The following is a 20,492-nucleotide window of genomic DNA, read 5'->3' as shown; positions in this document are numbered from 1 at the left end:
ATTTGCGCCTGAACTGTGGTTTATCGTTGCTGGCGGCGCTTTTAGTGTGTTGTGCAGAAGTCACTATGCTTACCCTCTGTTGGTGGCGGCCGGTTGGCTCAGGTCACGGGCTCAAGCTTGCTCAGTACCGCGCGTAAAGCAGAAAAATTCTCTGATTCTGAAGCGGCGTGTGATGCCCGCGGCGAGATATACAGCCGGCATTGTGCCAACCGTTTCGCCAGTTGCCAGGCGGTACTGCAAGGACAAATGGTGTCAAAACGTCCTTGCACAATGTCCACCGGTATCGTCTGCAATTGCGGACAATGCCGCAGAATATAATCCGGTGATAAAAAGCCCTGATGCTTAAAATAGTAACTTTCCAGTAGCGCCATTGGCACGCCGGAATCGGCCTGAGCGAAGCGCTCAAGCGTAGCTTCATCAGCGTTTAAAAATGAGTTTACTGCCTCCCATCTGACCCAACTGGCCGCGGCCGCCCTCTGCTGCTCTTCGCTCCCCGCTGACAGCAGCTCAAAATATGCGGCAACAGGATCAGCAGCCTGATCTACCTGCCGGACAAACTTCTGATACTCCTCCGGGTACAGCTGATTAGCACCATGCTGATAGAACCAATCCAGTTCTTGCCGTCGGCACAGGAAAATGCCCCACAGCACCATTGATGCGACATTCTGCGGATAGCGCAGGGCATACAACAAACTTAAAGTGCTACCCCAACTGCCGCCGACTAAAATCAGTTGGGGCACCTCCAGAGCACAGCGCAGTGCTTCAATATCTTCAATCAACTGCTCTGTTGTGTTAGCCACTAAGCGTTGCTCAAATTGGCTGTTACCGCAACCGCGCTGGTCATAGTAAATAACTGGTCGTGTCAGGCCTGCAAACAGTGCTTTATCGGCTTCGCTGACGCCCGCCCCCGGTCCGCCATGCACAAACAACAGCGGAGCCGCGCTGCGGATATTACCTGCAAGCTGATAATGCAGCTGATGGCCTTCGCCTACGTTAAGATAAGGCATCTGAAATCTCCGGCAGGCCTGTCATTTTTTCACCCAGTTGCCAGATTCATTCTTGCTATAACTGTTTTTCACCGCCGCCCAAGCCACTTTATGCGCAACTTCTTCCCGGCTCTGTTCGCCACGCCGCTTAGCCGGCTCATCGTATTCATCCCAGGCGCTGTTAAATGCCGCCTGATAAATCTCCTGCGCATGCTTGGGCAAATTGTCTTTAACCGAATCCGGCAGTTCACTTAATTTGTCGTAGGGCATCAGCAATCTCCTGCAGCAAAGCCTGGTTAGAGACATGTAACGCAAAGCTCATGCCATCTTGGCAGCGGCAGTTCTGGCGCCGAACTTGCACTGGCTTAGCAGTTGTTTCACTGAGTTAAAACGGAGGAGGTATTATGAAACTGTATATATTGGCTATAGCCACTGCCGGCTTGCTGTCAGGCTGCGAGCCACAACCTAATCCGCCGGGCGTACCTAAGGGCGAAATCACCCCGGCCGCTGCGCCTGAACCGGCAGCTCAGCAGCGCGGTAACAGCATTACTGTGCAGATGAACAAAGTCAGCGCTGACGGTGTAGGCGACAGTGCCGGTAGCATTACCATCGCTGAAATGCCGGGCGGATTGGTGTTCAAGCCCGCGTTACAAGGGTTGGCGCAGGGTGAGCATGGCTTTCATCTGCATGAAAACCCCAGTTGTGAGCCAGCCATGAAAGAGGGTAAGCGTCAGGCTGCAGCAGGCGCCGGCAGTCATTTCGATCCGGCCAACACTGACCGGCATGCAGGTCCGGACGGGAATGGACATCTTGGTGATTTACCCAGGCTACGCATAACAGATAACGCTTTGCAGCAGGACGTTGTCGCCAAACAGCTCACCTTAGATGATATAAAAAACCGCGCGCTGGTGGTGCACGAGGGCGCCGATGATTACAGCACAGACCCGGCCGGCGACAGCGGTACACCAATTGCGTGTGGTGTGGTGCAGTAAACCGCTAGCGGCGTTATGCAGCACAGCCCGTTTTCACTACCCGGTGGCAGCGGGTTGCTGAGCAAAAATTACACAGCACGGCGGTAATATTTACCCGTTCCACAGCCGCCGCGTTACTTTATCGTCAGTTCCCAGCCGGCTTGTTGTTGGTACTGTACTTCCTGTTCCAGCTCAGCCCGCATCAACGGATGCTGCTCCAGCCAGCCGACCGGCATTTGTAACAGCAGCGCTTCGCCTTTGCTGCTGATAGTCACCTGCGGCAGCACTTCGTGCCGGCGGCGCATGGATAAAATCACTGCCAGCCGCAAAATACGCGTTAAACGCACCGTTAGCAGTACTGATGTCATAGTCTGGCGGGCAATAATCTCGCGGCTGATATCGGCACGATGGTTATGCACCAACGCCATCACAAGTTGCTGCTGAGCGCGGGTAAAACCGGGTAAATCAGAGTGGTTAATAATGTAAGCACCATGATGGTGATGATTTTTATATTCAATTAACAAGCCCAGCTCATGCAGCAAAGCACCGCTTTTCAGCATGCTGTGGCCTTCAAACCTGTGTAAATCCCAACGGCTTTGCAATTGTTCCGCCAGCTCACAGGCCATTTCTGCTACGCGCTCGGCGTGGCGCTGGTCAATAAAGTAGCGCACCATCAGGCTGTTTACTGTACGGTTGCGCACATCATTGTTTTGCAGTTGCGGCAGCATGCTGTACAGCACACCTTCGCGCAGCGCGCCACCGGACAAGGTCATACCGCTAATGTTTAAGCGCCGGAACAAGGCAATTAAAATCGCCAGCCCGGACGGGAACACCTGCTTACGCTCCTGGGCCAAGCCAACAATGTTCAGCTGCTCCATACGGCCGCACGCCAGCGCCTGCTGCATAATGTCTTCCAGCCGGCTTAGCGTAATTACTTCGTCTTTACCCTGGGCTACCAGAATTTCCTGCATCGCCTGCACAGTGCCGGACGCACCTACCGCCAGTTGCCAGCCGGTGTGCTGATATTGCTGTGCAATAGACTGAGTATGCTGCTCTGCTGCTGCTATAGCCTGGTTAAAATTGTCTTCGCTCAGCTCATCATCGCTGAAGTATTTTTCCAGATAGGTTACGCAGCCCATATTCAGGCTGGATAACAGCAAGGGGGTAAAACCGGCGCCAATCACTACTTCAGTACTGGCGCCGCCAATATCGATCACCAGCCGGTTACTGTCACTGTTTGAGGTATGGGCTACACCGAGATAAATAATACGGGCTTCATCTTCACCGCTTATCACGGTAACTTTTTGTCCCAGTATGGCTTCGGCTTCTTTGAGAAAGGTTTTAACGTTTTTCGCCAGCCGCAGCGTAGCGGTGCCGACAATACGGATATTTTGCGGTGGGATGTCCTGCAAGCGCTCAGCAAATAACGCTAAGCATTCCCAACCGCGTTTCATCGCTTTGCGGCTTAACACCAGATTTTCATTTAAACCGGCGGCCAGACGTACTTTGCGCTTTACGCGACCAATAACCTGTACCGAGCCACCCACCACTTTTACCATCAGCATATGGAAGCTGTTAGAGCCAAGATCAATCACCGCATAAATATCCTGATGCGGTGATTGACCGGCAGTAAGGGCCGGATTAACGAGGGCGGTTGCGAGGAGCTCTTGCGCCATTACTGCTACGTCCACCCGGGCCGCTACGGCTGCCGGTTCTGGCTTGACCAGCGCGACGGCGCACCCGCGGTTTGGGCGCTTTAATATCGTCCAGCAACACGCTGGCATCGTACTGGCTTACCGGTACCGGATGACGGATATAGTCTTCAATCGCCGTCAGGTTAAGCGCGTAGCGCTCGCAAGCAAAGCTAATGGCTTTACCGCTTTCGCCGGCGCGGCCGGTACGGCCAATACGGTGTACGTAGTCTTCGCAGTCGTCCGGTAAGTCATAGTTAAACACATGGCTTACTTTAGGGATGTGCAAACCACGGGCGGCAACATCAGTAGCCACCAGAATATCCAGTTTGCCGCTGGTGAAATCTTCCAGAATGCGCAGGCGCTTTTTCTGGATCACATCACCGGTTAGCAAACCAACACGGTGGCCGTCGGCTTCAAGCCAGGCATGCACTTCTTCACACCAGTGCTTGGTGTTGGCAAAAACGATGGCTTTATCCGGCCACTCTTCTTCCATCAACGTGAGCAGCAACGGTAGCTTATGCTCGTCTGACGGATAAAACAGCTCTTCACTGATGCGGCTGCCGGTCATTTCTTCCGGCGCAATATGGATATGCACCGGTTGGTTCATTTTCTCAAACGCCAGTTCCTGTACCTTATAAGACAAGGTAGCTGAGAACAACAAGCTTAAGCGCTCTGTCGCCGGCGGCATACGGTTAAACATAAAGCGGATGTCTTTAATAAAGCCCAAATCGAACATGCGATCAGCTTCGTCCAGCACCACCACCTGAATTTGTGATAAGTCGTACAAGCCTTGCTTTAAGTAATCTATTAAGCGGCCTGTGGTACCAATTAAAATATCTACGCCATTTTCCAGCAGCTGGCGTTGAGTATCGTACCCCTCGCCCCCATAAATTAAGCCAAGACGTAAACCGGCTTTATCGGCCAGTATTTTTGCGTCCTGATGGATCTGTACCGCCAGCTCACGCGTAGGTGCCATGATAATGGCACGCGGCTGACCAGAACCTTTGGGTTCATGGGTAAGCAAATGGTGGAAAGTGGCTGTTAAGAATGCCAGTGTTTTACCCGTACCCGTTTGGGCCTGGCCGGCAATATCTTTCCCGGCAAGTGCCAGTGGTAAACATTGGGCCTGAATGGGCGTACAATAGCCGTAACCTTGCGCGGTTAACGCGTCAAGAACCTGTGGCGCCAATGCGAAATCGGCGAATTTATGCGAAGTTAAGTGTGTTTTATTCATACGGCGCTAAGCATAACCGTTACGCTTGCAATAAGGAACAGCCACGTTTAAATTGATAACACTTTTTTGCAGCAAGGCTGCATAGCACTAGCGGAGACATAAATGAGCGAACAAATTTTACAGGTTTCTGACGACAGTTTTGAAACCGACGTACTGAAAGCCGACGCACCGGTACTGGTCGACTTCTGGGCGGAGTGGTGTGGTCCATGTAAAATGATCGCTCCTATTCTGGAAGACGTGGCAAAAGAATATGCCGGTAAAGTAACCGTGGCCAAGGTAAATATTGACCACAACCCGAACACGCCGCCCAAATTCGGCATTCGTGGTATTCCTACCCTGCTGTTATTTAAAAATGGCCAGGTTGCGGCAACTAAGGTTGGCGCTCTGTCTAAAACCCAGTTAAAAGAGTTTTTAGACGGTAACATCTGAATAAACAGAAAAAGGCGTATTTTTATACGCCTTTTTCTGTTTCATCGCTGGACGCACCTGTAGTCAACTGCTATTGTGTAGCCAATAAAACGTTCTAAACCACGCTTGTCTGTCGAAAAACCACTTCCAAACCTTATACTATCGAACCGATAAGCATTACCCTGTTTATATATCAACAAGAAACCCAATCAATATGCATTTAACAGAACTGAAACTGAAGCCAATTAGCGAGCTGGTTGAATTGGCTGAGTCTATGGGCCAAGAAAATATGGCCCGCCTGCGCAAACAAGACATTATTTTCGCCATTTTAAAATCCCACGCCAAGAACGGCGAAGAAATTTTCGGTGATGGTGTACTGGAAATCCTGCAGGACGGTTTCGGTTTTCTGCGCTCCAGCGACAGCTCTTATCTGGCAGGTCCGGACGACATTTACGTTTCGCCCAGCCAGATCCGCCGCTTTAACCTGCGCACCGGCGACAGCATTTCCGGTTTAATCCGCCCGCCTAAAGAAGGCGAGCGTTACTTTGCGCTGCTAAAGGTAAACGAAGTTAACTTCGGCCGGCCGGAGCAGGCACGTAACAAAATTTTGTTTGAAAACTTAACCCCGCTGCATGCCAACTCACGTTTGCGCATGGAGCGCGGTAACGGCAGCCGTGAAGATATCACCGCCCGGGTTCTGGATTTAGCCTCACCAATCGGTAAAGGCCAGCGCGGCTTAATCGTGGCGCCACCAAAAGCCGGTAAAACCATTTTGCTGCAAAATATTGCCCAGTCTATTGCCGCCAACCACCCGGATTGCGTGCTAATGGTATTGCTGATTGACGAGCGGCCGGAAGAAGTTACCGAAATGCAGCGTCTGGTTAAAGGCGAAGTGATTGCCTCTACCTTCGATGAACCGGCCAGCCGCCACGTCCAGGTGGCTGAAATGGTAATCGAAAAAGCCAAACGCCTGGTTGAGCACAAAAAAGACGTTATCATCCTGCTCGATTCTATTACCCGTTTAGCCCGTGCTTATAACACCGTGATCCCAAGCTCCGGCAAGGTATTAACCGGTGGTGTTGACGCCAACGCCCTGCATAAACCCAAGCGTTTCTTTGGTGCGGCGCGTAATGTTGAGGAAGGCGGCAGCTTAACCATTATTGCTACCGCGCTGGTGGATACCGGCTCGAAGATGGATGAAGTTATTTACGAAGAGTTTAAAGGTACAGGTAATATGGAACTGCACCTGTCGCGTAAAATTGCTGAACGTCGCGTATTCCCGGCCATTGAGTTTAACCGCTCCGGCACCCGGCGCGAAGAGTTGCTGGCCTCGGCAGAGGAACTGCAAAAAATGTGGATCCTGCGCAAAATTCTGCACCCGATGGATGAAACCGAGTGTATGGAATTCCTGATAGACCGTCTGTTGATGACCAAAACCAACGACGAGTTCTTCGATGCCATGAAACGGCAAAAAAGTTAACTGAACAAACCGGCCTTCGCGCCGGTTTTTTCTTGTCTGCGTTTTAGCAGCAAGACGTTGTACTGCTTTATTTTTTACAGAAGGAAGTAGCATATGACACGCCCGCGCATAGTGGTTATTGGCGGCGGCGCAGGAGGCCTTGAGCTGGCCACCCGCTTAGGCAATAAACTGGGCCGTAAAGGCAAAGCCCATATCACCCTGGTAGATCGCAACCATACCCATATCTGGAAACCCTTATTGCACGAAGTGGCCACCGGCACCCTCGACGTTGAAATAGACCAGCTCAGTTACCGCGCCCATGCCGCTACCCACGGCTTTGACTTTCAGCTGGGCAGCTTTTACGGCCTGAACCGGCAACAACAACAAGTTATTTTAGCCGCGATATATGCCGATGATGGTGAAGAAGTGCTGGCGGCGCGCGAGCTGACTTATGACTACCTGGTGCTGGCCATCGGCAGTGTGTCTAACCACTTTAATACGCCCGGGGTCGCCGAACATTGTATCTTTTTAGACAGCCCGGCTCAGGCGCAGCGCTTTCACCGCCATTTGCTGGATGCTTATTTAAAACTGAATTCGCCCGGCCACCCGAAAGATAAATTGAATATAGCGATAGTGGGTGCCGGTGCTACCGGGGTTGAGTTGGCAGCCGAGCTGTATCATGCTGCAGCCGAGCTTAACCTGTACGGCTTTGCTGATCTGCGCAAAGACCGGTTAAATATCAGCGTAATAGAAGCCGGTCCACGTATTCTGCCGGCACTGCCGGAACGTATCGCCAATGCGGCGTTAAAAGAGTTGCAAAAACTCGGCGTTAAGGTGCGTACCAGCACTAAAGTTACCGCTGCTGACGCCCTTGGTTTGCAACTGGGCGACGAACATCTGGATGCCGAGCTGATGGTATGGGCCGCCGGCATTAAAGCACCGGACTTTTTGCATCAGCTCGACGGCCTGGAAAATAACCGCATCAATCAGTTGCTGGTAAACAGCAAGCTGCAAACCACGCTGGATAGCCGCATTTATGCCATTGGTGATTGTGCCGGCTGCCCATTACCCGACAATAAATGGGTGCCGCCACGGGCGCAGTCGGCGCATCAGATGGCCAGCCTGGTCGCCACCAATATTATGGCGGAACTGAAGGGCAAAGCGCTGCGCGATTTTAATTATAAAGATCACGGCTCGTTAATTTCACTCAGCCGCTTTGGTACTGTCGGTAGCCTGATGGGTAACTTAATCGGCGGCGCCATGATGATAGAAGGCCGCATTGCGCGGCTGGCTTACATTTCGCTGTATCGTATGCATCAGGTGGCGCTGCACGGCTGGACAAAAATGCTGGTGATCAGTTTAGTTGCCCGTATCAACCGCATCGTCCGGCCGCGGCTTAAGCTGCATTAGTGCCTGTTGTTGCAGTTGCTGCAGATCAGTGCTCAGCCGTCGCCGGGCACTGTCATCCAGCCAACGCTGCATCGCCTGCACATACTCTGCTTGTTGCCACAACTTGGGTAACAGCTTATTCACTGCAGTTATTGCTGCCTGCCCCACCTCGTCTGTACTGCAGGTAATATAAGACACACTGGCAACATTAGCGCCTACTATCGCCCGATGTTCCAGCATTGCAGCTTGCGGCAACAGCAGATTGTAGTACTGCATCCGTTCCGGATACTCCACCACATAGTCCACCCTGTTACCGGCCAGCAAGCCGGCTGCATTAACTTCACTGGTAAAGGCATGGCTGGTGAGATTAGTGTCAGGGTGTTGCAGCAGCGGCTCGATAATATCAGGATACAAGCGGTTCGGCTGATACGCCCCTGTCAGGGCCCTGTCCAGCGCCAACTTGTGCATATCGGCGCCGTTGTCCTGCATCGCCGGATGTGCCGTCAGTTTACCGGCAATATAGCCCACCGCCAGCGCCGGTCCCACCGCCATAGGACCGGAAAACAGCCGGCTTTGGGCGCGCTGCTCTGAGTACAAGGTGCCCAGTGCACAAAGCGCCGGTTCCTGTTGTAAGAATGCCTGCTCCAGCCGCGCCAGATTAACTAACCGCGTTTGATGCTCAAACTGCGGCATAGCGGCGCTTAGTTGCTGTAACAACAAATCGAAGGTACCCTGGCCCTGAAACGGACCGCTGACAATCTGATGCGGCGGCCAGTCGGTTTGCAGCCAGGTAAGTTGTGGCTTGGCGTGCGCACTGCCGGCTAACAGCAGTAACAAACAACGTAATAGCATGGCTGTGCCCCGAAATGAATTGCTTTAACTGTAGCCAATAACGGGGCACAACGTCAATCAACCGCTTATTCAGCCACTCATTCAGCCAATTATATGATGCACCAGCGGATAAGGCTCTGCTGCGGCTGCCAGATGCAAAGCCGCCAGATACTCAGCAGCCGCTACCTGCGCGGCGTCTTTGCCGGCGGCATGCACTTTGGCAATCACATCGCCCTGCTGTATCTTGCTACCTGCGGGCAGAATATGGCTAAAGCCTACTGCAGGGTCAATTTGCTGGCTGGGGTGTGAACGGCCGCCACCTAACCGTACTACCGCCATGCCCAGACCAACAGTGTCGTGGTACTGCAGATAGCCGCTTTGCGGCGCGACAATATCCTGTACCAGCGGCGCAGCGGCCAGATACTGCTGCGGCCTTTCCATTAAATCGGCCGGGCCACCTAAAGCCGCCACCATTTTAGCGAAAATTTCCGCCGCTTTACCTGAGCTTAAACTTTGCTCCAGCGCAGCTACCGCACTGGCTTTGTCCGGATAAAGCCCGCCCAGTTGCAGCATATTGGCGCCCAGCTCCAGCGTAACCTGATGCAAGCGTGGCTCACGGTACTTGCCGGTTAAATAATCCAGCGTTTCCATCACTTCCAGCGCATTGCCGGCTGTGCTGCCTAAAATTTGGTTCATATCTGTCAGCAGTGCCCGTGTTGGCACGCCAGCGCCATTAGCTACGTTGACAATACTGCTGGCCAGCGCCGAGGCGTCATCAACAGTGCGCATAATGGCACCGTTACCAATTTTGACGTCCATTACCAGCGCATCTAAACCTTCAGATAGCTTTTTCGATAAAATAGAGGCAGTAATCAGCGGAATAGACTCCACCGTGGCAGTAACATCACGAATGGCATATAAACGCCGGTCGGCCGGTGCCAGCTGGCTGCTCTGGCCGACGATAACACAACCTAATTGCGGTAATAACTGCTGAATTTTCTCCAGGCTCTGGGTGCAGCTGTAACCGGGAATAGTTTCCAGCTTATCTACTGTGCCACCGGTATGGCCCAAACCGCGGCCGGCAATACTGGGCATAAAGGCACCGCAGGCCGCCACCATCGGCGCCAGCATTAAGGTGACTTTGTCACCGACGCCGCCGGTGCTGTGCTTATCCACCACCGGGCCATTTAACTTGCCCTGCCAGTTGAGCACCGTGCCGCTGTCGCGCATTGCCAACGTTAGCGCAACAATCTCATCAACACTCATGCCATTCAAGTAAATAGCCATCGCCAGCGCAGCCACCTGACCTTCACTGAAGCTGTCATCGGTTAAGCCGCGGACAAACTGCTGAATTTCGGCCTGGCTTAAGTTGCCACCGTTACGTTTGGTTTTAATAATTTCCTGCGGGATCATGTATTAAGCTCCAACTTTTGTGCTGTTGGCTAAATAGGTTGGCGTAAAGGCTGCCGGCAATAACTCGCCCAGCGTCCAATGTTGCTGTTGCTGCAAATGGTTACAACTGGCGATGGGAGCATCGGGCGTAAAAAACTCAGCAATGACCTGCCGGCAGATACCACATGGCGGCGTTAGCATCTCTTGCGGCGTATACACCAGCAGTGCGGTAAATTTTCGCTCTCCGGCCACTATGGCAGCGCCTATGGCATTGCGCTCGGCGCACACTGTGCCGCCGTATGAGGCGTTTTCCACATTGCAGCCGGTGTAAATGTGACCGCTGTCGGCCAGCACAGCCACACCGACGGGGAATTTGCTATAGGGCGCATAAGCCTGCGCGGCGGCTTGTTGTGCTGCCTGTTGCAGGGCAGCCCAGTTAATTTCGCTCACTGGTTAAACTCATGTTAGTAATGGGCATACAGTGTTACTGCGAAAACCGGCAGCGTCAAGCCTGTCGCGGCTGACGCCGGCTTTAATACGGCTTATAATGGCCGGGACATTAAACCGGGATAACATTTTGCACACTATTAATTATCTGGCCGGCTATCCGCAATCGATCCAGCAACAGGCAACCGAATTGCTCAACAGTGGTAAGCTGGCGCAGTATCTGGATAGCAAATACCCGCAACCGCATCAGATGCAAAGTGACAAAGCGCTGTATCACTACGTTAATGAGCTGAAAAACAGCTATATGCGCAATAGCCCGCCACTAAGCCAGGTGCGCTACGACAGCAAGCTTAATGTGTTAAAACAAGCGTTGGGCATGCATACCTTTGCCTCCCGGGTGCAGGGCAATAAGCTCAAAGCGCACAATAACATCAGCATAGCCGCACTGTTTAAAGATGCACCGGCCGAATTTCTGCGCATGATCGTAGTGCACGAGTTAGCCCACTTTAAAGAGAAAGACCACAATAAAGCCTTCTATAAACTGTGCCAACATATGGAACCGGCCTACCACCAGTTGGAACTGGACACCCGGCTTTGGCTATTATGCCGCGATCAGGCCGGTGCGGTGTAACAGCCGTTATTGCTTATGCCGTTACGCCAGCGTGTGCCGTTAAGCCAGCCGGCGCCGCTGCAGCATGCGGCTAAACAACCACAGCATGGCCAACAACCAACAGCACGCTAACGGCACCAACATAAAGGCCTGCGCTATACCGGCGTGCTGCGCCCAGACACCGGTGGCCACCCCGGCAAACTGAAACCCTATTGAAGTACCGATACTGGCCAGACCCGACAGCACCGGGCCATTATCGGCATCCAGATCCATAGCGGTAGATAACATTAGCGGAAACAAGCCACCAATACCTAAACCCAGGGCTAAATTACCCAGCGCCACCGGCAGATAACCCCGGGTCAGGATCAGCAGCACAGCGCCGCTCAGCGCGCAAGCGCCCAGTAACAGCATCAGTTGGCCCGGCTGCAGCCAGCGCAGCAACAACGCAAAGCCCAGCCGGCTTAACACCATGCCGCCGGTAAACCAGGCCAGCAACAAACGGGCACTTTCGGCCTGATAACCTATGCCATCTACGGCATAACTGACAAACCAGTTGCCCTGGCCCCACTCCGCCGCGCCATAACCTATCATCACCAATAACATAATAAAAAACAGCGGCTGGCGCAGCACTGCCAGATAAGACAAGCTCTGGCCGCTATTACTGCGGGCGGGCGCCAGCACCGGCTGTAGTTGCGCTACGCGCCAGCTGTACAAGCCCACCAGCAATAAGCACAAGGCGATAATACGCACCGGCCAGCGCCAGTCATCCAGCCACCAATACAGCATCACCACCCATAACGGCGCGGTTAAGGTACCCAGGCTAAACATAAAATCCATTAAGCCCATCATAGCGGCGCGTTTGTTGACAAACAGCCGCGCGATTAAGGTATGGCCAATAGTAAACATCACCGAGTATGTCAGGCCAACCAACAAAATCAGCGGCAGTAGCAGCTGCCAGCTGTGCACCAGCGACAGCAACAGCAGTAACAGCGTTTCACCGATGGCCAAAAATGCGAATAAGCGCAAAAAATGAAACTTCTGCACATATTTGCCGCCGATAACAGCACCGAGAATAGTGCCGACAGACATTAAGCTGAAAAACGCGCCGCTAATGGCCGGAGCCATCTGCAGGCTTTTCGCCATATCCGGCAGCAACATGCCCCAGAGAATAATCAGGTTACCTAATAAGAAAAAACCGCTGAAAATCACCGCGGTCGGGTGTAAGCGCGACATAGCCGCTCCTCGTTAATGCCGGTATGTTAACAATGCAGAAGTGAGAAAAGATTAGCCCGGTTGAAACGGATCAGCGTCCAGATGGGCCGGAAATTGTTGCCGGTACTGCACCAGCTGTGCATAGTCTAACGTAGCACACAGTACGCCGGCTTGCTGTGGGGCCAATTCTGCGACAGGCTGGCCGCAATAATCGACAATCAGGCTGTCACCGCTGTAAGCCACGCCATTGCCATCGCTGCCAACACGATTACAGCCCAGCACAAAGGCCAGGTTTTCTATCGCCCGTGCCTGCAATAAGGTGCGCCAGGCATGAGCCCGGGCAGCCGGCCAGTTAGCAACATAGAGCGCGATATCATAATCGTTACGGTTGCGGCTGAATACCGGAAAGCGCAGGTCATAACATACCTGCAATAACAAGCGCCAGCCGCGGTACTGCACGACCACCCGCTGCTCACCGGCAACATAAGCCTGATGCTCACCGGCCATACGGAACAAATGTTTTTTATCATAAACACTAACATCGCCGTCCGGCGTAACAAAATAACAGCGGTTAACACAGCCGTGCGGGGTGCGGGTAGCCACCGAGCCACACAACGCCGCCCCGCTTTGCACTGCCTGCAGTTTAAGCCAGGCAAGCGTTTCACCTTCCGGCTCGGCAATATCCCGGCTTTGCATCGAGAAACCGCTGCTAAACATTTCCGGCAGCACGATAAGATCGGCGTCAAGCTGTGCTATCTGCAGGGCTAGTTGCCGGCGGTTAGCCTGCGCATCCTGCCATACCAGCTCTGTTTGCAGCAACGCGACCTGAAGCGGCCTTACAGCTGACATAACGCCTCCGCCGCCGCTTGCAAGGTACTGTGTTGTTTGGCAAAGCAAAAACGGATAATGCGGCTTTGCGGCGCTGTCTGGTAAAACACCGATAGCGGGATCGCTGCTACTTTGTGCTCAATCGTTAACCAGCGGCAAAAAGCAACATCATCCAAATCGCTTATCGCACTGTAATCTGCCAATTGAAAATAAGTGCCCTGACAAGGCAACAGCGTAAAACGGCTGTTGGCCAGCAGCGTGGTGAAGCTATCGCGCTTTTGCTGATAAAATGCGGCTAAACCCTGCACCTGCCCGCTATGCAGCTTCAGCATATCGGCAATGGCATATTGTGCCGGGGTAAAGCTGGAAAAGGTGACATACTGATGAATTTTGCGAAACTCCACCGTCAACGTCGCCGGTGCGACGCAATAGCCCAGCTTCCAGCCGGTAACGTGAAACGTCTTACCAAAGGACGACACGATAAAGCTGCGCTGCGCCAGCTCAGCAAAGTTATTGGCGCTAAGCTGCGGCGCGCCGTCAAACACCATATGCTCGTACACTTCATCGCTGATGCAGTACAAATTATGCACCAACACCAGTTGCTGCAATGCCAGCCAGTCATGCCGGCTAAATACCATCCCGGTTGGGTTATGCGGGCTGTTCACTATAATCAGTTTGGTGCGCGCTGTGATGGCAGCGGCCACCTGTTGCCAGTCAACACGGTAATCCGGTGCAGTCAGGGCAATATGCACTGCGGTGCCTCCGTTTAATTGGATCGCCGGTGCGTAGCTGTCGTAGGCCGGGTCAAAAATAATCACTTCATCACCCGGGCTGACTATAGTGCTGATAGCAACAAACAACGCCTCAGTGGCACCACTGGTTACTGTTACTTCCTGCTGTGCGCCAACACTGCGGCCATAACAGCGCTGGATCAGCGCAGCAATTTGTTCACCCAGCGCCGCTATACCCGGCATAGGCGCATACTGATTCAGGCCCTGTGCGCTGTAATCTGCCAGTGCTGAAATCAGCACAGGGCTGGCAGCAAAATCAGGAAAACCCTGAGATAAATTAATTGCTTGCTGCTCAACTGCCAGTTGTGACATCTGGCTGAAGATAGTGGTGCCAAGCTGCGGCAGTTTGCTTTTGAGTGTCATAACGGCAAGAAAAAGTTGCTAAAACCGGCTTGAATGCTATCATTTAGCCCGTTTTATGTATAGACATCTAAACGTTCAAACGTATAGCAACCAGGTTTATCTTATTATGAATAATACTGCCCAACTGCATCAGCTTAATCCAAACGCCATCGCCTTATGCGCGCTGGGGCGCTGGATCGCCAACCGGCATTGGGTACCGGCCACCGGCGGCAATTTTTCTATCCGAAGCGGCGAGCACAGCGCCCTGGTTACTGCCTCCGGCAAAGATAAGGGCGAACTGAGCCCGCAAGATTTACTACCGGTAAGTTGGCAGGACGGCAGTTTAAGCTGCCCCGGTAAGCCTTCGGCCGAAACCGCACTGCATGCGCAGCTGTATCAGCTGGATCCGGCTATCAAGGCGGTGCTGCATACCCACTCGGTGCAGGCAACGGTGTTTTCCCGGCTGATCAGCGACGACAGCTACCTGTTCCACGGCTATGAGATGCAAAAAGCCATCAGCGGCAATAATACTCACGACGCGCCCTGTCCGCTGGCGATATTTGACAATACCCAAGATATACCGGCATTAGCGCAGCAGGTGGCACAGCGCTGGGCCCGGCAGGGCTTAAATTTTGGCTTGTTAGTCCGCGGCCATGGCCTCTATGTCTGGGGTTATAGTCCGGATGAGGCAAAAAGGCATTTAGAAGGCTGGGAGTTTCTTATAAACTGCGAGCTGGAAAGGTTAAAGCTAGCAAGGTAAGCCGTGAAGTACTCTGCCATTATTACCGACATTGAAGGCACCACCAGCCGTATCAGCTTTGTCACAGAAGTGTTATTTCCTTACGCCGCCCGCGAGTTGCCGGGCTTTATCCGTGCCAACGCCACCGAAGCGGCCGTTGCGGCAGAGCTGGATGCTTGCCGCTCCCTGATGCAGCAAGCCGACGCCACTGTTGACACCATTATCGCGCAGTTGCAGCAATGGATAGCGGAAGATCAGAAAATCACACCGTTAAAAACGCTGCAAGGTATGGTGTGGCAGTATGGCTATCAAAGTGGCGCCTTTAAAGGCCATGTGTATGCCGACGTGCATAGCGCGCTTACATGCTGGCAGCAGCAGGGTATAAAGCTGTATGTTTACAGCTCCGGCTCGGTACAGGCGCAACAGTTATTGTTTCAATACAGTGATTTTGGCGATCTGACACCGCTGTTCAGTGACTATTTTGATACCCGCATTGGCGCCAAACGCGACATATCCTCTTATGCCGCTATTTTGCAGCAATTACAGTTACCACCGAAACAAGTGCTGTTTTTATCAGATGTGGCGGCCGAACTGGATGCCGCTAAAGTACTGGGTATCGCTACAATTCAGATTGTCCGCGACGGCCAGGCGGCAGGCAACCACGCCATCGCGCATAACTTTAGCGACGTCGGGGAGCAAATCACATGAGCCAGCTAACGGTATTTACCAGCAATAACCCGGCGCAGCCGCTGCTGCACACGACAGACAGCACTGTTATCCAGCGCGAACTGGCCGGCGCCGGCGTGCGCTTTGAACAATGGCAGGCCGACGCACCGCTAACAGCGGACAGTAGTGCAGAGCAAATTTGTAGCGCCTATGCCGATGATATTGCCAAACTGCGGGCCGAAGGCGGTTATATTACCGTCGATGTAATCTCCCTTAGCACCAGCCATCCGGATAAAGCCGCGCTCAGGCAGAAATTTCTGGCTGAACATAGCCACAGCGAAGATGAAGTGCGATTTTTTGTCCGTGGTCAGGGTTTGTTTTGCCTGCATATCGCCGGCAAGGTATATCAGGTGTTGTGTCAACAGAATGATCTAATCAGCGTACCGGCCGGCACACCTCATTGGTTTGATATGGGCGCTGAACCGGAATTTACTGCCATACGTTTATTCAATAACCCCGACGGTTGGGTCGCTAACTTTAGTGGCAGTGATATTGCCACGCGTTTTCCGCTATTAACGTAAACAGCTGACGAAAACAACACGCCGGCTGCACACCGTTGGTGCAATACGCCATGGCGGCTGCAGAATTGCGTGATATAACAAGTTTATTTTCAATTAATTACCCGCAGCAGTTGCACTGGTGTAACTATTGCTTAAGCTTGTCATATTCAGCTGTAACACTACAGCTGCCACTTTTTAGCCAGTTAAGCGGATAATTTATGTTACCACTGCACACACCAATGCGCGGCCTGCGCTGTTTTTGTGTCGCTGCCGAATGTTTAAGTTTTAAAGAGACAGCAAAAAAGCTGTATTTAACACCATCTGCGGTTAGCCATCAGATTAAACAATTGGAAGACAACCTTAATTTAACCTTGTTTGAGCGCAAAACCCGCGCCATCGTGCTGACCGAAACCGGCAAACGCTTTTATCAGGCGATAGCACCGCTGATGCAACAATTGGCCACCACCATTGGCGAGTTCAGCCAGGCAGAGCGCATGCTGGAAGTCAGTATTTCAATGCCGGAGTTTTTCGCCAGTGAGCTGTTTGTGCCCAGGTTAATTGGCTGGTCAGAACAATATCCAAACATTAACCTGACACTGGAAACGGTAAAGTCGCGCCGTGACAGCCCCAAATACACCGACTTGTCGATCATACTGTCCGGTAAAAAGCCGGAAGAAGCTGTAGCTTACGATTTATTCCCTATCAGCTATGTGCCGGCCTGTAACACCGCGCAGTACAACAAATGGCACAGCAAAGGCTATCGCATTTTAGAACAGGTACCGCTGATACTGCACCAGGCCAGGCCGCATGCCTGGCATCAATGGGCAGAGCACGTTGGTTACCATAATTTTCAGCCGAAACAAATTATGCAGCTCGACAGCATGTTCAGTGTAGCCCGCGCAGCGCAGCAGGGTTTAGGTGTCGCACTAATTCCGCTGCCAATCAGCAGCAGTTGGTTCAGCAACGGCAGCCTGCAGCGTTTATTTGAGCAGGAATTACTCAGCCGCGACCGTTATTACCTGGTGCGGCACGACGATGATGCTAACCGCGAAGAAATTCAGCTGTTGATAGACTGGATACTGCAAAGCTTTCTGTTAAAGACCAACAGCCCCGTAGAGACTATTGCATGACACCTTGTAGTGCTTTTAAACGGCCAGAACCTAACCAAATGTTCGTTCTGGCCTGAAAGGCGGTCTTCAAATCGCCATATGTTTTTCCAGAAAAGCCAGCATACGCTGCCAACGCTCAATGTTGTTTTCCGGTTTATAAAAACCATGGCCTTCTTTCTCTTTTATCAGCCACTCATACGGATGACCGCGCTCGTCAAAGGCTTTTTTCAACACCTCTGCCTGCACCAACGGTACACGTTGATCTTCCTCACCGTGAATAATCAATACCGGAGCTTTCAATTTATCCAGATTGTGAATAGCAGACTGACCCTTTAACACCTCATCACTTCGACCAATATAGGTTTCCAAGGTGTCAATGCCCAAATTGTGCTCTGTTGTATCTCCCTCTTCGTACATCAGTGACAAATCTGACATGCCAACAAAGTTAATAGCACAACGATAAAGCTCAGGCTCACGGATAGCACTCATAAGCGACGCATAACCTCCATAGGAACCGCCGTAAACTGCTACTCTGCGCTCATCGGCAATTCCTTGCGCAATGACATGACGCACACCATCGGTCATATCATCGATCATTAATGTGCCCCACTTTTTATAGCCTGCTGTTAAAAATGCCTTACCAAAACCGTCTGAGCCACGAAAGTTAGGCTGTAGTACCGCATAACCATTTGCTGCCAGCACTTTGGCATCTTCGTCCATAGTAGCCATTGAGTCACGGACACCATGCGGCCCACCGTGCGGCATCAATATCAGCGGCAGGTTTTTGGCTTCACGACCCTGAGGCAACGTCAGCAGAGCAACAATTTCCTGCCCGTCACGTGTTTTGTAAGTAATACTCCGGGTTTGCGGTAATGCAGCGTTGTTCGCCAGCCACGGCGCTGCATTCAATAAAAAGCCAACCTGTCTTTTCTCTGTATCAAACAGGTAAAAGGTGCGGGGATCATTCACAGATGCAACTTCTAAAACCATCAGTCTGCCGTCCGCCGTCGCAGATGTCAGGCTCACCTTTTTGTTCGGGAACGCGGCTACCAGTCCCTGTATAGTGGAGCTTGCAGCCTTATCCTGCACATCGGCAATAAAATGGCTGTCTATCCTGTCGTACTCGAAAGCAGCCCCTATAAGTTCGGTAACACGGCCACCTTTAAAGCTGAAAATCGGGTTGATATCTACAGTTTCATTGACCATTAATAAGGTTTCTTTAGCTGTCGCTATATCGAGCTTTGCCAGTGCCATTGTATTTGTTGTCGTATCAGACAGGCCGTACACAGCAGTATCATCTTGCGAAAATACCAGTGGCGAAAAGCTACCAATCTTACGCTGATATGAAGCGATAGTGCGCCATTCACCGCTGCGCTCGGCGCGATACATAATCAATAATTTATCATTGTCTTGCGGATCCAACCCCGCCACCAGCTTAGGATAACCTTCAGAGTCAGTCAGTGCTGTCATCTGCCCGGCTACGGCACGGATAGGTGCATTACCAAGACCCTTTTTGCGGCCACTGCGGATATTCAGTTTATGAAAAGAGATATAAGGGTCTGTGCTACGCCAGTTAAATGCCGCAATAACAACGCTATCTTCTTCCTGCGGTAGCCAGTCGATCACTGTCGACACCGTAGTACTTTTGTCTTTAGAGCGCATTCCGGTAAGAAACACAGGTAGTTTACCATTCGCATCTACAGCAAAAAGCTCACCGGTCGGTACCGGTTTATCCAGTGTCCCCCCTTCACGCACCATAGTAATTAGCAGACGCTCATTGTTGGCCCAATCAAAACGGCCAATAGAATCTTTACCGGAAAAATGTCGTTGTGATACTACCTGCATTTTTTGACGGTCAATAACCACTAACTCAACCTGACCATCAGCACTGCGACGTGTTGCTGCCAAGTATTGACCGGATGGCGAAATCTTAACTTCGATAAACTGTTCATGCCGGGCAAAATCTTCCAGGCTAATCCCCTGCGCTTGCACCGACATACAGAATATGTACAGTACAGCTGCAATCCATCGTTTTAACATTGCTGGTCCTCTTTATTTCTTTTTGTATTTAACACCTTGAAACATCCTATCAAAAAGAACATGCCGGAAATAACACTTATTTACCCTGACGCTAATTTTCAGATATCTCACAGGTGAATATTTTTCACTTGTCGCATTTTTTTTTATCGTTTGTCAGATTTAGTGCTTTTGCTCAAACTTACACCTGCAGACCGATAGCGGCTGCCTGGATGGGAAATTGGGAGCAACACATTATGAAAGCGAGCGCAATTAAATTAGGCAGTTCTTTGGCGTTGATGCTGATGGCCTCAGGTTCATTCCTCGCATCAGCCACCACCAACGGCTATAAAATGGTACTGATTGAAGATACACCTGGCGTGGCCGCCTTACAGGCCGGTCAATTTGACCAGGGTATCAGTGAAACACTGGCCAGCAACAGCGCAGAAGTAGATAACTTCTCCCGCCAAATGAGCCTGTGCGTTGGTTTTACCAAAAGCGGCAAGCTGGAGCAGGCCACCGGTGCATGCGACAGCGCAGTATCTGCCGCCCAGCAGTTCCACCATGTCAGCAACAGCGACAAGCGCGAAATGCGTGCTTATGCCCTGACTAACCGCGGCGTACTGCGTTTACTGCAAAACAACAACCTGGCGGCATTGGCCGACTTTAAACGCGCGGCAGAATTAAACCGCAGCGATGTAAGTCAGCACAACCTGCAACGCTTAGAGCTGGCGTTAAACAACGCCAACAGCGGCCTGGATGTTGCTATGGTATCAGCAGAGTAAGCACCTGCGGATATAGCGTAAAG

Annotated in this window: 21 protein-coding genes; 10 read left to right on the top strand and 11 right to left on the bottom strand. The window is 52.0% G+C overall.

Annotated elements, in window-relative coordinates:
- Nucleotides 1-98: 98 nt before the first annotated feature.
- Nucleotides 99-1,007 (bottom strand): prolyl aminopeptidase, encoded by a 909-nt coding sequence (gene pip, locus ACTZWV_RS00385; protein ID WP_444784626.1) that lies wholly within the window; start codon nucleotides 1,005-1,007, stop codon nucleotides 99-101.
- Between the two features lie 21 nt (nucleotides 1,008-1,028).
- Nucleotides 1,029-1,256, bottom strand: coding sequence for a ChaB family protein (locus ACTZWV_RS00380; RefSeq protein ID WP_444784625.1), 228 nt, complete (start codon nucleotides 1,254-1,256; stop codon nucleotides 1,029-1,031).
- 134 nt (nucleotides 1,257-1,390) lie between these two features.
- On the opposite strand from ACTZWV_RS00380, the gene ACTZWV_RS00375 reads away from it, so the two are divergent.
- Nucleotides 1,391-1,978 (top strand): superoxide dismutase family protein, encoded by a 588-nt coding sequence (locus ACTZWV_RS00375; RefSeq protein ID WP_444784624.1) that lies wholly within the window; start codon nucleotides 1,391-1,393, stop codon nucleotides 1,976-1,978.
- A gap of 113 nt (nucleotides 1,979-2,091) precedes the next feature.
- Here the strand turns inward: ACTZWV_RS00375 and gppA are convergent, their stop codons facing one another.
- Together gppA and rhlB are read right to left on the bottom strand one after the other, a co-directional pair.
- Nucleotides 2,092-3,633 carry a guanosine-5'-triphosphate,3'-diphosphate diphosphatase gene (gppA, locus tag ACTZWV_RS00370; RefSeq protein WP_444784623.1) on the bottom strand — a complete coding sequence of 514 codons (1,542 nt, stop codon included), beginning with the start codon at nucleotides 3,631-3,633 and terminating at the stop codon, nucleotides 2,092-2,094.
- Complete coding sequence (gene rhlB / locus ACTZWV_RS00365) at nucleotides 3,599-4,885, bottom strand: ATP-dependent RNA helicase RhlB (RefSeq protein ID WP_444784622.1); 1,287 nt, start codon at nucleotides 4,883-4,885, stop codon at nucleotides 3,599-3,601. Before rhlB ends, gppA begins: the two co-directional genes overlap by 35 nt.
- 102 nt (nucleotides 4,886-4,987) lie before the next feature.
- Between rhlB and trxA the strand changes: the two genes are divergently transcribed.
- From trxA to ACTZWV_RS00350, 3 genes are all read left to right on the top strand, one after another.
- Nucleotides 4,988-5,314 (top strand): thioredoxin TrxA, encoded by a 327-nt coding sequence (gene trxA, locus ACTZWV_RS00360; RefSeq protein WP_173501963.1) that lies wholly within the window; start codon nucleotides 4,988-4,990, stop codon nucleotides 5,312-5,314.
- A gap of 193 nt (nucleotides 5,315-5,507) precedes the next feature.
- Complete coding sequence (gene rho, locus ACTZWV_RS00355) at nucleotides 5,508-6,773, top strand: transcription termination factor Rho (RefSeq protein ID WP_444784621.1); 1,266 nt, start codon at nucleotides 5,508-5,510, stop codon at nucleotides 6,771-6,773.
- Between the two features lie 93 nt (nucleotides 6,774-6,866).
- Nucleotides 6,867-8,162 (top strand): NAD(P)/FAD-dependent oxidoreductase, encoded by a 1,296-nt coding sequence (locus tag ACTZWV_RS00350; RefSeq protein ID WP_444784620.1) that lies wholly within the window; start codon nucleotides 6,867-6,869, stop codon nucleotides 8,160-8,162.
- Here the strand turns inward: ACTZWV_RS00350 and ACTZWV_RS00345 are convergent.
- The 3 genes from ACTZWV_RS00345 to ACTZWV_RS00335 form a co-directional block, all read right to left on the bottom strand.
- Nucleotides 8,112-8,993 (bottom strand): hypothetical protein, encoded by an 882-nt coding sequence (locus ACTZWV_RS00345; protein ID WP_444784619.1) that lies wholly within the window; start codon nucleotides 8,991-8,993, stop codon nucleotides 8,112-8,114. The genes ACTZWV_RS00350 and ACTZWV_RS00345 overlap by 51 nt on opposite strands.
- 81 nt (nucleotides 8,994-9,074) lie before the next feature.
- The gene (deoA, locus tag ACTZWV_RS00340) at nucleotides 9,075-10,385 is read right to left on the bottom strand and encodes a thymidine phosphorylase (protein ID WP_444784618.1); all 1,311 of its coding nucleotides are present in this window, start codon (nucleotides 10,383-10,385) and stop codon (nucleotides 9,075-9,077) included.
- Nucleotides 10,386-10,388: 3 nt separating this feature from the next.
- Complete coding sequence (locus ACTZWV_RS00335) at nucleotides 10,389-10,814, bottom strand: cytidine deaminase (protein ID WP_444784617.1); 426 nt, start codon at nucleotides 10,812-10,814, stop codon at nucleotides 10,389-10,391.
- A 127-nt stretch (nucleotides 10,815-10,941) separates the two neighbouring features.
- On the opposite strand from ACTZWV_RS00335, the gene ACTZWV_RS00330 reads away from it, so the two are divergent.
- A complete protein-coding gene (locus tag ACTZWV_RS00330; RefSeq protein ID WP_444784616.1) occupies nucleotides 10,942-11,442 on the top strand; it encodes a YgjP-like metallopeptidase domain-containing protein in 501 nt (166 codons plus the stop codon).
- 39 nt (nucleotides 11,443-11,481) lie between these two features.
- Here ACTZWV_RS00330 and ACTZWV_RS00325 read toward each other — a convergent pair whose 3' ends face one another.
- The 3 genes from ACTZWV_RS00325 to ACTZWV_RS00315 are packed head-to-tail and all read right to left on the bottom strand — an operon-like array spanning nucleotide 11,482 to nucleotide 14,615.
- Nucleotides 11,482-12,654, bottom strand: coding sequence for an MFS transporter (locus ACTZWV_RS00325; protein ID WP_444784615.1), 1,173 nt, complete (start codon nucleotides 12,652-12,654; stop codon nucleotides 11,482-11,484).
- 51 nt (nucleotides 12,655-12,705) lie between these two features.
- Nucleotides 12,706-13,482 carry an amidohydrolase gene (locus ACTZWV_RS00320; RefSeq protein WP_444784614.1) on the bottom strand — a complete coding sequence of 259 codons (777 nt, stop codon included), beginning with the start codon at nucleotides 13,480-13,482 and terminating at the stop codon, nucleotides 12,706-12,708.
- The gene (locus ACTZWV_RS00315; RefSeq protein ID WP_444784613.1) at nucleotides 13,470-14,615 is read right to left on the bottom strand and encodes a methionine aminotransferase; all 1,146 of its coding nucleotides are present in this window, start codon (nucleotides 14,613-14,615) and stop codon (nucleotides 13,470-13,472) included. The genes ACTZWV_RS00320 and ACTZWV_RS00315 overlap by 13 nt, the downstream gene beginning before the upstream one ends.
- 106 nt (nucleotides 14,616-14,721) lie before the next feature.
- Between ACTZWV_RS00315 and ACTZWV_RS00310 the strand changes: the two genes are divergently transcribed.
- From ACTZWV_RS00310 to ACTZWV_RS00295, 4 genes are all read left to right on the top strand, one after another.
- Nucleotides 14,722-15,354 (top strand): methylthioribulose 1-phosphate dehydratase, encoded by a 633-nt coding sequence (locus tag ACTZWV_RS00310; protein WP_444784612.1) that lies wholly within the window; start codon nucleotides 14,722-14,724, stop codon nucleotides 15,352-15,354.
- A 3-nt stretch (nucleotides 15,355-15,357) separates the two neighbouring features.
- Nucleotides 15,358-16,041, top strand: coding sequence for an acireductone synthase (gene mtnC, locus ACTZWV_RS00305; protein WP_444784611.1), 684 nt, complete (start codon nucleotides 15,358-15,360; stop codon nucleotides 16,039-16,041).
- Nucleotides 16,038-16,580 carry a 1,2-dihydroxy-3-keto-5-methylthiopentene dioxygenase gene (locus ACTZWV_RS00300; RefSeq protein WP_444784610.1) on the top strand — a complete coding sequence of 181 codons (543 nt, stop codon included), beginning with the start codon at nucleotides 16,038-16,040 and terminating at the stop codon, nucleotides 16,578-16,580. The genes mtnC and ACTZWV_RS00300 overlap by 4 nt, the downstream gene beginning before the upstream one ends.
- A gap of 197 nt (nucleotides 16,581-16,777) precedes the next feature.
- Nucleotides 16,778-17,689, top strand: coding sequence for a LysR family transcriptional regulator (locus ACTZWV_RS00295; RefSeq protein ID WP_444784609.1), 912 nt, complete (start codon nucleotides 16,778-16,780; stop codon nucleotides 17,687-17,689).
- A gap of 66 nt (nucleotides 17,690-17,755) precedes the next feature.
- Here the strand turns inward: ACTZWV_RS00295 and ACTZWV_RS00290 are convergent, their stop codons facing one another.
- A complete protein-coding gene (locus ACTZWV_RS00290) occupies nucleotides 17,756-19,708 on the bottom strand; it encodes an alpha/beta hydrolase family protein (RefSeq protein WP_444784608.1) in 1,953 nt (650 codons plus the stop codon).
- A gap of 233 nt (nucleotides 19,709-19,941) precedes the next feature.
- Here ACTZWV_RS00290 and ACTZWV_RS00285 point away from each other — a divergent pair, with 233 nt between their 5' ends.
- Nucleotides 19,942-20,469, top strand: a complete 528-nt coding sequence (locus tag ACTZWV_RS00285; RefSeq protein ID WP_444784607.1) for a tetratricopeptide repeat protein — start codon at nucleotides 19,942-19,944, stop codon at nucleotides 20,467-20,469.
- The last annotated feature ends 23 nt before the right edge of the window (nucleotides 20,470-20,492 follow it).

Source organism: Rheinheimera sp. NSM, from assembly GCF_052380015.1.
Taxonomy (GTDB): domain Bacteria; phylum Pseudomonadota; class Gammaproteobacteria; order Enterobacterales; family Alteromonadaceae; genus Alishewanella.
This window is presented reverse-complemented; position numbering and strand designations above follow the sequence as displayed.